Consider the following 13,728-nt stretch of genomic DNA (forward strand, 5'->3'; position numbering starts at 1 on the left):
GAACTGCCCTGCATTACATGCGGCGTGTTTCACCTTCTGGTCCGATGCAACAAAGCCATTCGGCAAAAAAGGAGAAGAAAATGGTGGAAATCACTGGAGTTGGCGGACTGATTGTTCTGGTTCTGGACATCTGGGCCATAATATCAATCGTCGGATCGGGCGCATCGACGGGCAAGAAGGTGCTTTGGACCTTGCTGGTGCTTATTCTGCCGATCCTCGGGTTCATTATCTGGCTGTTCGCGGGTCCGCGTTCTACGCCGGGTCGCGCCTGACGTGCCAAGCGGATGGACCGCATTGATCTGATCAATGCGGTCTTTTTGCGCGCCGCTGATCCGCGGATAATCCGGCATTGAGGCCAAACACGAATGCTTCGGCCAAAGGCGGCAGGTCCGCTGCACGGTTTGCGTTTTCGGAACTGTGCGATGTGGCTGTTGACGCAGGTGTCTGATCGGATGAAGATAGGACAATGCCAATGCAAACCAATCCGACGCCTACATAGGCGCTGCCGATAATCGTCGCCGCGAACAGGGGCGACTGCATTTGCGCCAGAAGCATCCACGCTGCAGAGGTCAGAAATCCTGCGCCCACGATGATAAGGGCCGTTGCGCCTGCCCCTAGCGCGGCGCGCCGGGCCGCATGGGCCGAGCGCGCCTTGAGATGATCAATAACTCCGGTCATGTCTTTACCGGCGCTGGGACATGAGGCCAACAAGAAAGCCCAGCCCTGCTGCCATTCCAAGCGCGACAGCCGGTTTCCTGTGAACGAACTCACCGGCCTGCGCGCCCAGATGCTCTGCCTGTGCGTTCAGATCCGCGATATGTTCCGAACCCTTGGCCTTGGCGTCGGCGACACGTTCCTTGGCGGCGGCGCTCAGATCATTGCCTTGCGCCTTTGCCATATCACCCAGCGATTGCGTGATCGAGACGATGTCCGCTTTCAGAGTTTCAAGCTGTTGCCCCAAATCTTCGGCTGTCGGGGCCGAAACAGAACCATTAGATTTTTTTTGCGTGCTGGCCATGGTGGTCTCCTTTTCATTTTCAACTGTCATTTCTCACAGCCAACGCAGACGGGACAATAAAGTTCCGCCCGTTGCCCAACCATTCTTTTTCCCGTTCTGCGGAACTTCGCGGTGCATCGCACGTTTATAGGGCAGTGAGCGCCAGAGAGGCGCGTATTATATGAAAGGAACCAAGACATGCTTTATTGGGCCGTAGTTTTCTTTGTCGTTGCCCTGATCGCCGCCGTTTTCGGATTTGGCGGTATCGCGACAGCCTCAGCCGGGATCGCACAGATCCTGTTCTTCATCTTTCTGGCGTTGTTCGTCATTGCCATGGTCGCCCGTGCGCTGCGCGGCAACACCCCGCGCTAGAACAACACCACTTTCCCTAAATACTGTCCTTTGGCCCAGCCGGAGGCAAACCAGAGTTTAACCAACAAGGAGTTTCATCATGGCAGATGCCCTCACCGTCGTTCCCGAAGAAAACGAAGTCGGCACAGGTGTCAGAGATACCGCACCGGTGGCCGCAGCGTTGTCGGATACCGTAATCGACACCTATCGGCTGATCTTCAAGACCCACGCCTATCACTGGAACGTGGAAGGTGCGCTGTTCTATTCGATCCACAAGCTGACGGAAGAACAGTACGAAGAGATGTTTGGCGCCGTTGATGTGATGGCCGAGCGTATCCGCGCTCTGGGCAAGCTGACGCCAATGTCCTTCGCGACACTTGCCCATGACAGTGTGATTGATGATCTGGATCAGACACCATCCGCACGCGAAATGGTCGAAGATCTGGTCAAGGATCACGCGCGCCTGGCGCACCGGATGCATGCCGCGATCAAGATCGCGGAAAAAGAACATGACGACGTGACGGCGGATCTTCTGACAGCGCGGTCGGCGTTTCATGAAAAGGCCGCATGGATGCTGCGCGCCATCGCCTCGGAATAAGGGTTTGATCGGGGCCGGATCCCGTCCCTTTTTCCCGGCCCCTTTTACCTGACCCTGCCGTATCCTTCGGCAGGGTCTTTTTTTGTCAGCCCGCCTTTAGCGTTTCGGTTGACGAAAAGAACAGCGCCTGCCCGACCGCCGAGCGCACCTGATCTTCGGAATAGGGCTTTGCGATAACAAAGGCGGGTTCCGGGCGCTCACCGGTCAGCAACCGTTCAGGAAACGCGGTGATGAAGATCACCGGAATCTGGCCGATCTGTTCAAGCAGATCGTTGACCGCATCAATCCCGGACGAGTTGTCCGCCAGCTGGATATCGGCAAGGATCAGATCGGGCGCCTCGGCAAGCCCGAGCTTCAGCGCACCTTTCTGGGTGCGCCCGATGCCGGTCACGTGATGGCCCATTGAGGTGACGATGTCGTGGATATCCATTGCGATAATGGCCTCGTCCTCGATCACCAGAACCTTGCCGGCGACGCTTGCGTCAATCTCGCGGCGGGCAAGATCAATAAGGTATTCCACCTGATCTTGCGAAATCTGCATGATTTGCGCGATGTCGGGAACGCTGAACTGTTCAACGCTGTTCAGCAGCAGCGCCTGTCGCGTGTCAGGCGCCAGCACACCGATATGGCTGTGCACCGCCTGTTCCAGCCCCTGTTCTGGCGCATCGGCGGGCGCGCCGGCACTGTTCCAGACAAGATGGAAGGCGCGAAACAGGGCGACGCGTGCGGGTAAACCGGTTTCGAACACGGATCGGTCGTGCAGGATCGCCTCAAGCGTGGCGGCTGCGTAGGCATCGCCGGTGGTTTGTGTGCCGGTTAATGCGCGCGCATAGCGCCTGAGATAAGGAAGATGTGCCGCAATCTGTGCTGTCACATCGTTCTCTGGTTCCGTGGTTTTCATTAACCCTCCAAATTTTTCATGACTTCGCGGGAACCAACGCGCAAGTTGAGCGTTAGGTTCCATGTAACTTCAAAAAAGGTAGCACGTGTATTCATGACCGGGCCAACAGATAAAGACGGCGGCGCCGACAAAAAAAGCGCCGGACAAAAGGATCAGATCGGCGAGAACCTCAAGCGCGTCTATGATGATATCATAGATGAAGAGGTTCCCGAAAGGTTCAAGATTTTGTTGCGCCAGTTGAAAGAGCAAGGCGGTGACAAATGAACGTTGCGCTGTCTGAAGACGATCCCGCCCGGCTTGATCCGCGCGACGAGATCGCCATACACCTCAAATCGATGCGGGCCTTTGCCCTGTCCCTGACCCGCGATGTGTCCCGCGCCGACGATCTGGTCCAGGATACCGTCGTCAAGGCCTGGACCAATATCGACAAGTTCCAGCCCGGCACGAACATGCGCGCCTGGCTGTTCACAATCCTGCGCAACACGTTTTATTCCGAACGCCGCAAGGCCAAACGCGAAGTCGCCGATATTGACGGTGTGCTGACGGACCAGATCGCGGAAAAACCGGCGCATGACGGGCGTCTGGCCATGGCCGATTTCCGCAAGATGTTCGAACAACTGCCCGATGAACAGCGCGAGGCTCTGATGTTGGTCGGGGCACAGGGATTTTCCTATATCGATGCGGCACAGATGTGCGGGGTGGCCGTGGGCACCATCAAAAGCCGGGTCAACCGCGGCCGCAAAACTCTGGTAGAGTTGCTGAAGCTAAACGATGACGATGCGCTGGAACTGACCGATCAGGCCACAATCGGCGTCATCGCAAGCAACCCAAGATCCGGATGAGCGAGGATCACAGCCAAGGGCAGTCAAAGCCCCTGAACGCCTTGGCGGGTGCCGCGCCGGAAAAGGCCAGCGGCCTCGCCCGATCGCTATCGGTGCGTGTCGCGATCCTTTTGACGTTGGCGTTGTTGCCGCTTGGGTTACTGGCAGTTGTGCAGACGCAAAAAGCGATCACTGCCGCCCGTCAGACCTATCAGGCCAGTTTGCAGGCGCAGACCTCGGATATCGTCAGACCGGAACGTGAAATGATCATTGCCGCCTTTGGCGCGGCCAACGGGCTGGCCGATGCGGTCGCGGTTCTTGATCCGGCTGCAACAGATTGTGTTGCGCTGATGCAGCGTGCGGCCCGTAGCACGCCGCACACCCTGTTCGTCGGCTTTACCAATTCAGACGGGCTTTCGGTGTGCAACAATTTCGACAAGCGCTATGATTTTTCCGATAACCCGTCCTCGAAAGAGCTGTTTGAAAACCCGCAGGAACGGGTGTCTTTCAATCCGTCAGGCGAAGTGACGGGTATTCCCGTGATCATTGTCAGTCAGCCTGTCTATGGAAAGGAACAGGATTTTCTGGGGTTCGTATCATTGTCTTTTTCCGGACAGCCGATGGTGCGGGAACGCAACAGGATCGATATCGCGCGGGAAGCGACCGTTGTGACCTTCAATGCCGAAGGAACGATACTGACCTCGGATGTTCCCAAAGAGGAGGTTTCGCAACTGTTGCCGGTGGACCGGTCCCTGAGCGAATTGGTCGGCCTGCCAAGACAGGCCTTCACCGCCCCGACAGTTCAGGGAACCAAACGCGATTTTGCCCTTGTCCCGATCATCCCGGGAGAGGCCTATGCGCTGGGTGTCTGGAAACCTGAGACGCCACTGGTGCAAAGCGTCAAATACGCGTCTGCAACGATCATGTTCCCGATCCTGATGTGGATCACCAGCCTGTTGGTCGGGTTGATGGCGATCCAGCGTCAGGTGATCCGCCCGTTGCGCAGGCTCGGGCGCAGTATGCATGATTTCGCCGACAAGCGAATTGCGTTTCGCGGTGACGCGCTGAACGATTCGCCGGCCGAGATTCAGCAGATCGCACGCACCTTCCATAGCGTTGCATTCAAGCTTCTGAACGACGAGGCTGATCTGGAAAACCGGGTTTTCGAACGCGAAGTGCTGCTGAAGGAAGTGCATCATCGGGTCAAGAACAACCTGCAACTGATATCTTCGATCCTGAACTTGCAGTCACGGCAGGCCACATCGAAAGAGGCACGGGATGCGCTGCGCACGGTGCAGGACAGATTGTCAAGCCTCGCCACCGTGCACCGGGCACTCTACCAGACAACCGAACTGTCGAATGTGCGGATTGATGTGCTTCTGGAAAGCCTGTTTTCCCAGCTGCTTGCGATCGGGTCCGAAACAGTGCGCGGGATCAAACTGACCACCGATATGGATCCGGTGACGCTGGTGCCCGATCAGGCCAGCCCGTTGGCGATGCTTGCAACCGAAGCATTCACAAACGCGCTGAAATATTCAGGGAAAAACCGCGACGGAGAATTGTTTATCAATGTTCGCCTGAAACAAACCGATACGGCGGACGGGTCTGACATTGTCCTTGAACTTGCCAATTCCGTTTCCGAGGAAGTCACGGATCAGGGTGCTGTCCGTCTGGGCCGCAAATTGATCCGGACGTTTTCCCAGCAATTGGGGGGCACGGTGGAACAATTACTGGAAAACGGGCGTTACGTGTTCGTTGTGACCTTCCCGTTCGAGGCATTCCATCCCGAGGATGAAAACGCCTGATTTCCGATCGAACTGTCGGGTCATCGGACTAGTCCAAGATTTTGTTTCGTGTCAGGTTGGCTTATGAATTCCTCAGATATCTCTTTGAAAACGCCGGTTACAAACGTGCGTCTTCTGATCACCGCCGAGGAAGCCTATCCGGCGATGGAGCAGGCGTTTCTGGAAGCGCGCGAAGAAATCTGGGCCGGCTACCGCATCTTTGATCTGTCCACGCGGTTACGCAGCAAGGCGGCACAACGCATCGGAACAGACTGGTTTGATCTGATGGTGCATGTGCTGAAACGCGGTGTGGCGGTGCACATGGTCCTGTCGGACTTCGATCCTGTGGTCGGGCATGACCTGCATTGTACCTCGTGGCGGTCGCGGCGGGCTTTTGTTGCCGCCGCCGAAGTGGCGGGGCCACGTGCACGTTTGCGCGTCATCAATGCGCTTCACACGGCCCGCGCCGGGCTGTTGCCCAAAGCGCTGTTGTGGCCGGGCATGTACAAAAAGTTGCGTGAACATGCGGATAGGCTGAACGCAATGAACGAGGATTCAAGAGAACGGGTGTTGGAATGCAGCCCCGGTCTGCGCATTTTGCTGAGGTGGAAGAACGATGACGTACTGTCCGCACGCCCTTGGCCCCCGTGCGAGATCGTGCCCGCAACCCACCACCAGAAAATGGCAGTGTTCGATCGCAAGACCTTGTGCATCGGCGGGCTTGATCTGGATGAACGGCGCTATGACGACCTGCATCATCAAAGGCAGCGTGATGAAACATGGCACGATGTGCAGATGATGTGCGAAGGGGCGGTTGTCAAAGACGCCCAGAAGCATCTGGAGGATTTTCTGTACATGGGAGTCGGCGCGAAAGCCGCGCCATCCAACAGCCGTTTTCTGACCACGCTGTCGGTGCCGCGCAAAATGAATTTTCCGTATTTGTCGCCGCATCCCGTGGCAACAGGGCTGGCGCAAACGCACCATCGTCTGGCCCGAGAGGCCCGCAACCTGATCTATCTTGAAACCCAGTACTTCCGGGATCAAAAGTTTGCAAAAACGCTGGCACGGGCCGCTCGTTTGCGCCCCGAACTGTCGTTGATCCTGACCCTGCCCGCAGCCCCTGACGATGTGGCCTTTGAAGGTTCGACATCGACGGATGCACGTTATGGCGAAAACCTACAGGCAAAATGTCTTGCCACGCTCAAGGCGGGGTTCGGGGATCGTGTGGTGATCTGTTCGCCCGTGCGCCCGCATACATCGTCCACCGGGGATCGGGATGAACTGTGCGGATCGCCGATCATCTACGTGCATGCAAAGGTATCTGTTTTCGATGAAGACGCGGCCATCATATCTTCGGCCAACCTGAACGGGCGCAGCTTTTACTGGGATACCGAAGCCGGCGTACTGATCGAGGATGCCGCGACCGTCCGGGCGATAAGGCAACGTGTGTTCGGCCACTGGCTGGGGCAGGACGCAGGACCGGAATTTTATGATCCGCTAAGGGCGGTGGTCGCGTGGCGCGGTTTGGTGGAACAGAATGCAACCTGCGCGCCGGACAAACGCACCGGCTTTCTGGTGCCCCATGATACGCAACCCGCCGAACAGTTCGGTCGCGCGATGCCGGGTTTAACCGAAGACATCGTCTGATCCCGATCGCGCCCCTAGCATTGGTCTGGTATTTCGCTTTGTCGGGAACCACGCAGCGGGTTGTGCGTTGTTCTTTCAGAGTTATCCAAATGAAAGGAGATCAGTCATGAACCGCGATCAAATAGAAGGAACGTGGAAGCAGATTAAAGGTGCAGTCAAAACCCAGTGGGGTGAACTGACGGACGATGATCTGCAGCAGGTTGATGGCAACCGCGACAAGTTGGTTGGCAAAATTCAGGAACGCTATGGCAAGACCCGCGAACAGGCGGAACGTGAAGTCGATAGCTGGTCCATGACGGAAAGCTGAAGCCATGCCTGATACATATCGCACAGAAAACGAACCAAAATCAGAATTGTTCGATCAGCTGTCGCATGTGCGCGCCGGAATGCTTGGGATAGAAGGGTCGGGTGCACATATGCGCCCGATGACCCATTTTGCCGACGCGGGCAAAGCTGTCTTGTGGTTTATCACGTCGCGTAAAACTGATCTGGCAGCCCAGGTGGGGCAGGGCGCAACAGCGCATTACTGCCTTGTGGGCGAAGACACAGGATATTTTGCGTGTCTGCGCGGAGCCATCCGGCAAAGCGACAATTCCGAAATGCTGGACGAGTTGTGGAACGCGGTTGCGGCCGCGTGGTTCACAGGGCGCGATGATCCGGATCTGTTGTTGCTGGAAATGTCGCTGCGTGATGCCGAAGTCTGGAGCGCGACCAACAGCCGCTTTCAGTTCGGGCTTGAAATAGCCTGTGCCAATCTGGACAAGGACGCAAAGCCCGATATCGGAGCACATACTGTCGTCCGGTTCTGAAAACACTGTTTTTGCAGATTGCCACCCGGCTTGGGATTTGACCCCGAGCCGGGTGTTTTTTTGTCTGCGGGAAACCAGACGTGAAAAAGGGGGCACGGATATCCGCGCCCCCTGTTGTTTGTCTTCGATACGAACGTGTCGCCACGTTCCTAAAACTCAGCTTTCACCTTTCCAGGTGCGCATATCGTCCAGCTGATCTTCTGTCATATCGACATAGGCACGCAATGTGTCCTCTGCCTCGACGCGGCGCAGATCGACCTGATCCACACTCAGCGCAACGGGTTTTTCACCGATGCCAAGGAAACCGCCGATGTCGATGATGACCGCATCGATCTTGCCGTTTTCGGCCAGTGTCAGCTCGCTGACTTCGCCGACCCATTCGTCATTCTTGCCGTATACGGCTGCACCCAGCAGATCCTCAGTTGTTACATCGGCAAAGGCAACGGTTGCCGGCTCGGGACGGTTCAGAACCATGTTTTCGGTGCCTCGCATCTCGCCTGCGTTTTCGGCAAGTTCATCGTCAAAGCGGGCGGTTTTCTGGAACATGGCTTCGCCACCATTGTAGACTATAAAAAGCTCTCCGGTGTCGTCTACATCTGGGGCGAACCACACGTTCTGGATATCGATCCTACGCTCGGTTTCGCCAACACCCAGGAATCCGCCGGCATCCACGATCAGCGCTACGACTTGGCCATCTTTTGAAAGGACAACGTCGCGGATTTCGCCGGCCATGGTCCAGTTATCCGGTACTTCGGTCAGTGAGGTGCCGGCTGCGTTTGCAGCATCATCCGAGCCGGGCAGATAGATGCGGTGACCAAGCAGGTTGGATGCCTTGATCGTCATGTGGCCCTGGGATTGCATGATGTCGGATTTCGACAGGTCGCTTACCGACTGCTCGGCCGCAACTGGGCCAGAGGCCATCGCGACAAGGGCTGTGGTTATTAAAAGGCGTTTCATTGTGTACTCCTTTCTTGAATTCCTTTTCAGGCAGGGCGCATCCCTGCTTGATAAATCAACACAGAGCGGGGGTGAAAGTTTCTGGATTCAGGAAAAAAAGCGGGAGGCCGGCATTGCCTGTTTTGATCCTCCCCCTTTGAAGTGGTCCGCCCCTATAGTTAGGAAACGGAGGATCAAAGATGGGAATCAAGCGACACAAGCCGGAAGAGATTGTCACGAAGCTACGGCAGGTTGAGGTGCTATGTGGCCAAGGGATGCCGCGTGTTGATGCTATCCGCCAGGTGCAGATAGCAGAGCAGACATTTTATCGCTGGCGCAAGCAATATGGCGGAATGGGAACGGACCAACTGAAGGAACTCAAACGTCTTCAGAAGGAGAATGATCGGCTGCGTCGCGCCGTGTCCGATCTGACGCTGGACAAGCTCATCCTGTCTGAGGCTGCACGGGGAAACTACTGAGCCCTTCGCGTCGTCGTGCCTGCATTGAACATGTGCGAAGTCAGTTCGACATCTCAGAGCGGCGGGCCTGCCGAGTGTTGCGTCAAAATCGTTCGACGCAGCGCAAGGCTCCGAGGGGCCGTGCCGATGAAGACCGGCTGGTTGCCGACATGATCGAGCTGATCCGCCGGTATGGTCGATACCAGCCTTGCTGAGGGATGCAGGCTGGTTGGTGAACGACAAGCGGGTCGAACGCCTGTGGCGACGTGAAGGGCTCAAAGTGCCGATGAAACAACCGAAGAAAGGGCGACTCTGGCTGAACGATGGCTCGTGTGTTCGGCTGCGGCCGGAGTATCGTGACCATGTCTGGTCATATGACTTCGTCCATCACAGAACTGATGATGGGAAGGCGTTTAGAACCCTGAACATTCTGGACGAACACAGCAGGGAGTGCCTTGCGATCCGGGTGAACCGCAAGCTGAACTCGGCCGAGGTGATCGACGCCCTGACCGACCTGTTCATCCTGCGGGGCATTCCTGCCTACATTCGGTCAGATACCGGCCCGAGTTCATTGCTCAGGCCGTCCGAGACTGGATTACAGCCGTCGGGGCCAAGACCGCCTACATCGAGCCGGGGTCGCCCTGGGAGAACGGATATTGCGAAAGCTTCAACGCAAGGCTCCGGGATGAGCTGTTGAATGGTGAGGTCATCTACTCGCTTCGCGAAGCACAAATCCTGATCGAACAATGGAGGAAACACTACAACACCAAACGACCACATAGTGCTTTGGGCGACCGCCCACCGGCTCCGGAAACCATCGTTCCGATGGCAACCAGACCAATCATGCACTAACATTCAAACTGGACCACTCAAATGGGGCCGATCAGCCTGAGCTTCGGCCTGACTTGCCTGAGTCGATGCCTTGGTTTGGGCCAGCGTTGCCTCGCGCACACGCAGGTTTGCGCGCGCCGACGCCACCGCACTTTGCAACTGCGGCAGGTTGTCCTGAACGGCCAGAACATCGCCCGCCTCGACCTTGTCACCGATCGCGACGCGGACCTCGGCGATGCGGGCGTCACCAGCACCTGATGGGGTCGCCACGCTGATGACATCGCCGAAGGGGATGATGCGGCCCAAAGCCACAACATCACCTTCACTGACGACTGCGATCTGTTCCTGTGCAGTCACTTTCTGAATGGCAATAGCGATGGGCGTGTCGGTTCCGGCGCCGGGTTGCAGACCAGTCGCATGAAAGAATGCCCGCAGGCCCGGCGGCTGGAAATACATCCCGATGACGGCGCCGGTGAACAGTGTCAGCAGAAACAGGGGAATCAAAAGCAGCCGCATGCGGCCGCTTGACTTGGGCGCCTAGGAAGGGGCGGGCTTGGCAATCCCGTTGTCCGACAACGGCAAGGATTGCGATTGTTCGTCGTTAGGTGCAGGCATCTTTTCTGTTCTTCTTGTAAAGATATAAGACTTCAGAACAGCGTCTTTTTAGTGGATCAATTTCGCAATGGCCACTGACGCCGATCATCTGTTTCATCTGGATGTATTGGGCTTTTCGTCGTGTCGAGAATTATGCTTGGTCCTGTTCCGCGCGGTTTCCTACCACATAAGGACATCCGGTGAATTGGGTTGGATCAAAACGAACCGGCGCGCGGTGGGCTGGATAATCTTGCCGCTCTGATCAGTGGTAAAATGACACCCCTTCAAGAGACTGCTGTTCCTGGCCCGTGACGGTACCGCTGCCGGTCATGATGATGGGTATAGATTCGGTACCTGCCGGTGTTGTCGGACCGGTCGCAGGTGCGTGGCAGGGGTGAAGACGCAGAAACAACTGTCGGGTATGTCTCGCCGGCACGCATTCGAGCACATCGAAAAATGTGGGAATAAAATTATGTAAAACAGTGAATTGTAGGTAGTTAGCTCGCAGGGTTTCGCAGTTTTGATGTTCGTACCTCAACAATTCCTTGACTTGATGTACGTAGCTCATTTAGCGTTTTGACAGGGCGCACTGGAGATGTGTCCGGTTAGGGAGGAACTTATGAAGAATCTGAACGCAGCCGCCGTCGGCGCGGCGCTGATGTGTTCTGTGAGCGTGCCCACGATGGCTGCCGCAGAAGATTTGACACTGTGCTGGGCCGCATGGGATCCGGCCAACGCGTTGGTTGAACTCAGCAAGGAATTCGAGGCGCAATCCGGTCACAGCATGAACTTTGAGTTCATTCCCTGGCCCAACTTCGCCGACCGGATGCTGAACGAACTCAACTCTGGCGGCAAGCTTTGTGATCTGCTGATCGGCGACAGCCAGTGGATCGGCGGCGGGGCCGAGAACGGCCACTACGTCAAGCTGAACGACTTTTTCGATGCAGAAGGCATCAGCATGGACGATTTCGCGCCTGCGACTGTCTATGCCTATTCCACGTGGCCCAAGGGCACACCGAACTACTACGCGCTGCCAGCCATGGGCGACGCAAACGGCTGGTTCTATCGAAAGGACTGGTTCGCCCGCGAGGATATTCAGGCAGCCTACAAAGAGGCCACTGGCCAGGATCTGCGCGAGCCGGAATCCCAAAAGGAAATGCTGCAAATCGCACAATTCTTTCAGGGCCGCGAAATTGACGGCAAGACCGTCTACGGCGCCGCGATCTTTACCGAACGCGGGTCCGAAGGGATTACCATGGGCGTGACATCTGCGCTGTATCCGTGGGGCTTCAAATACGAAAACACCCCCGGTTCCTACGATATGGAAGGCGCTGTAAACTCGCCCGAAGCGGTCGAAGCGTTGGAATTCTATAAAGAATTCTACGAAACTGCTACACCGCCGGGCTACACGAACTCGTATATGGGTGAAAGCCTGGATGCGTTCAAATCCGGTCAGGTCGCGATGGCGATGAACTGGTTTGCGTTCTTCCCCGGTCTTTATGCCGATCCCAATACCGGTGGCGACAAGATCGACTTTTTCGTGAACCCGCCACAAAACCAGGAAGGTTCGACACTGGGCGGGCAGGGGATTTCCGTGGTGGCCTATTCTGACAAACAGGATGCGGCGCTGGAATACATCAAGTGGTTTGCGAACCCGGACGTTCAGGCCAAATGGTGGGAACTGGGCGGGTACTCTGCGCATAATTCGGTGCTGAACGATCCCGGTTTTGTCGACAGTCAACCGTTCGCGGGTGATTTCCTGACAGCGATGGGCGCCGTACAGGACTTTTGGCAGGAACCGGCATATGCCGAACTGCTTCTGGCGATGCAAAAGCGGATCCATGACTATGTCGTGGCCGATCAGGGTACCGCACAGGAAGCGCTTGATATGCTGATCGAAGACTGGACCGAAGTCTTTGAAGACGAAGGCAAACTCTAAAACCAATACCGTGGGGCGGGACGCGCCCGCCCCACACCAAACTGCAAACGGCCGGGCGGGTGCCATCCCGCCGGTCGACAGGATTGCTTTACCCGATGACAGACAGCCCCCTTACCAAAGCTGCGACCGCAACGCCCCCGCGCGTGGCCCGCAAGATTCGCGGCCTGTCTGACCGGGCCATTGCCTGGATATTTGTGGCCCCCACGATTTTCCTGTTGCTGGCCATCAACATCTTTCCATTGATCTGGACGATCCAGCTTAGCTTTACCAACTATAAGGCGAACCGCTTGACGCGCGAGCCGGAGTTCATCGGACTGCGCAATTATGAACGGATCCTGAACGATTCAGACATCTGGCTGAACATGCAGGCGACGGCGCATTTTCTGTTCTGGACGATCTTTTTTCAGGTGCTGATCGGTTTCACACTGGCATGGCTGATCAACAAGAAATTCAAGGGCAATGATCTTTGGACGACGATCATCGTTTTGCCGATGATGCTGTCGCCTGCCGTCGTCGGGAATTTCTGGAAATTTCTGTATCAGCCGCAAATCGGGCTTTTCAACTACATCGTGGCGTTTTTCACAGGTAAGGAACCGTCCAGCTTTGAAATGCTGGGGTCTGTTCAACTTGCCCCGTGGTCCATCGTGATCGTGGATACATGGATGTGGACGCCGTTTGTGATGCTGATCTGTCTTGCCGGTCTGCGATCCATCCCAGATTACATCTACGAGGCCGCCGAAGTTGATCGGGCGTCGAAACTGCGGCAGTTTTTTACCATCACAATCCCCATGGTGCTGCCGTTCCTGATGTTGGCGGTCCTGTTCAGAGGCATCGAAAATTTCAAGATGTTCGATCTGGTTGTGCAGCTTACTGGCGGCGGGCCCGGTTCAACGACGGAACTGACGTCGATCAACCTCAAACGCGAGGCATTCGAGAAATGGCGAACGGGCTATGCCTCGGCCTATGCAATCATTCTGTTTGTTACGGTGTTCGGACTGGCCAGTATCTACGTCAAGGCGCTGAACAAGGTGAAGGAGCGGTGATGCACTGGTTAATCTTCAC

The 13,728-nt window shown here is 56.4% G+C and carries 16 protein-coding genes and 1 pseudogene; 12 read left to right on the forward strand and 5 right to left on the reverse strand.

Going from position 1 to position 13,728, the window contains the following annotated elements; genetic code table 11:
* Positions 1–80 precede the first annotated feature (80 nt).
* Positions 81–272 (forward strand): PLD nuclease N-terminal domain-containing protein, encoded by a 192-nt coding sequence (locus C1J05_RS02990; RefSeq protein WP_114872070.1) that lies wholly within the window; start codon positions 81–83, stop codon positions 270–272.
* A 31-nt stretch (positions 273–303) separates the two neighbouring features.
* On the opposite strand, the gene C1J05_RS02995 is transcribed toward C1J05_RS02990, so the two are convergent.
* Both C1J05_RS02995 and C1J05_RS03000 read right to left on the reverse strand, forming a co-directional pair.
* Complete coding sequence (locus tag C1J05_RS02995) at positions 304–678, reverse strand: phage holin family protein (RefSeq protein ID WP_114868967.1); 375 nt, start codon at positions 676–678, stop codon at positions 304–306.
* Positions 679–682: 4 nt separating this feature from the next.
* Complete coding sequence (locus C1J05_RS03000; RefSeq protein ID WP_162797894.1) at positions 683–1,018, reverse strand: DUF883 family protein; 336 nt, start codon at positions 1,016–1,018, stop codon at positions 683–685.
* A 177-nt stretch (positions 1,019–1,195) separates the two neighbouring features.
* Here C1J05_RS03000 and C1J05_RS03005 point away from each other — a divergent pair, with 177 nt between their 5' ends.
* Complete coding sequence (locus C1J05_RS03005; protein ID WP_114868969.1) at positions 1,196–1,369, forward strand: DUF1328 domain-containing protein; 174 nt, start codon at positions 1,196–1,198, stop codon at positions 1,367–1,369.
* 79 nt (positions 1,370–1,448) lie between these two features.
* A complete protein-coding gene (locus C1J05_RS03010) occupies positions 1,449–1,946 on the forward strand; it encodes a Dps family protein (RefSeq protein WP_114868970.1) in 498 nt (165 codons plus the stop codon).
* Between the two features lie 85 nt (positions 1,947–2,031).
* Here C1J05_RS03010 and C1J05_RS03015 read toward each other — a convergent pair whose 3' ends face one another.
* Positions 2,032–2,847, reverse strand: coding sequence for a response regulator (locus C1J05_RS03015; RefSeq protein WP_114868971.1), 816 nt, complete (start codon positions 2,845–2,847; stop codon positions 2,032–2,034).
* A 45-nt stretch (positions 2,848–2,892) separates the two neighbouring features.
* On the opposite strand from C1J05_RS03015, the gene C1J05_RS21250 reads away from it, so the two are divergent.
* The 6 genes from C1J05_RS21250 to C1J05_RS03040 all read left to right on the forward strand — a co-directional run bounded on the left by C1J05_RS21250 (position 2,893) and on the right by C1J05_RS03040 (position 7,908).
* Complete coding sequence (locus C1J05_RS21250) at positions 2,893–3,111, forward strand: NepR family anti-sigma factor (protein ID WP_254684688.1); 219 nt, start codon at positions 2,893–2,895, stop codon at positions 3,109–3,111.
* A complete protein-coding gene (locus tag C1J05_RS03020; RefSeq protein ID WP_114868972.1) occupies positions 3,108–3,689 on the forward strand; it encodes an RNA polymerase sigma factor in 582 nt (193 codons plus the stop codon). Before C1J05_RS21250 ends, C1J05_RS03020 begins: the two co-directional genes overlap by 4 nt.
* Entirely contained in the window at positions 3,686–5,473 is a 1,788-nt protein-coding gene (locus C1J05_RS03025; RefSeq protein ID WP_114868973.1) for a sensor histidine kinase, read from the forward strand. The genes C1J05_RS03020 and C1J05_RS03025 overlap by 4 nt, the downstream gene beginning before the upstream one ends.
* A 63-nt stretch (positions 5,474–5,536) precedes the next feature.
* Positions 5,537–7,099, forward strand: a complete 1,563-nt coding sequence (locus tag C1J05_RS03030) for a phospholipase D family protein (protein ID WP_114868974.1) — start codon at positions 5,537–5,539, stop codon at positions 7,097–7,099.
* Positions 7,100–7,205: 106 nt separating this feature from the next.
* The gene (locus tag C1J05_RS03035; RefSeq protein WP_114868975.1) at positions 7,206–7,406 is read left to right on the forward strand and encodes a CsbD family protein; all 201 of its coding nucleotides are present in this window, start codon (positions 7,206–7,208) and stop codon (positions 7,404–7,406) included.
* 4 nt (positions 7,407–7,410) lie between these two features.
* Positions 7,411–7,908 (forward strand): pyridoxamine 5'-phosphate oxidase family protein, encoded by a 498-nt coding sequence (locus C1J05_RS03040; protein WP_114868976.1) that lies wholly within the window; start codon positions 7,411–7,413, stop codon positions 7,906–7,908.
* 156 nt (positions 7,909–8,064) lie between these two features.
* Here the strand turns inward: C1J05_RS03040 and C1J05_RS03045 are convergent, their stop codons facing one another.
* A complete protein-coding gene (locus tag C1J05_RS03045; RefSeq protein ID WP_114868977.1) occupies positions 8,065–8,865 on the reverse strand; it encodes a PRC-barrel domain-containing protein in 801 nt (266 codons plus the stop codon).
* 179 nt (positions 8,866–9,044) lie between these two features.
* Between C1J05_RS03045 and C1J05_RS22205 the strand changes: the two are divergent.
* Positions 9,045–10,154, forward strand: a pseudogene (locus C1J05_RS22205) (IS3 family transposase).
* Between the two features lie 3 nt (positions 10,155–10,157).
* Here the strand turns inward: C1J05_RS22205 and C1J05_RS03055 are convergent.
* Positions 10,158–10,649 carry a biotin/lipoyl-binding protein gene (locus C1J05_RS03055; RefSeq protein WP_114868978.1) on the reverse strand — a complete coding sequence of 164 codons (492 nt, stop codon included), beginning with the start codon at positions 10,647–10,649 and terminating at the stop codon, positions 10,158–10,160.
* Between the two features lie 697 nt (positions 10,650–11,346).
* Between C1J05_RS03055 and C1J05_RS03060 the strand changes: the two genes are divergently transcribed.
* Both C1J05_RS03060 and C1J05_RS03065 read left to right on the forward strand, forming a co-directional pair.
* Positions 11,347–12,666, forward strand: a complete 1,320-nt coding sequence (locus C1J05_RS03060) for an ABC transporter substrate-binding protein (protein ID WP_114868979.1) — start codon at positions 11,347–11,349, stop codon at positions 12,664–12,666.
* 95 nt (positions 12,667–12,761) lie between these two features.
* On the forward strand, positions 12,762–13,709 hold the full coding sequence (locus C1J05_RS03065; protein ID WP_114868980.1) for a carbohydrate ABC transporter permease: 948 nt from the start codon (positions 12,762–12,764) through the stop codon (positions 13,707–13,709).
* The last annotated feature ends 19 nt before the right edge of the window (positions 13,710–13,728 follow it).

This window comes from Sulfitobacter sp. JL08 (assembly GCF_003352045.1).
Taxonomy (GTDB): domain Bacteria; phylum Pseudomonadota; class Alphaproteobacteria; order Rhodobacterales; family Rhodobacteraceae; genus JL08.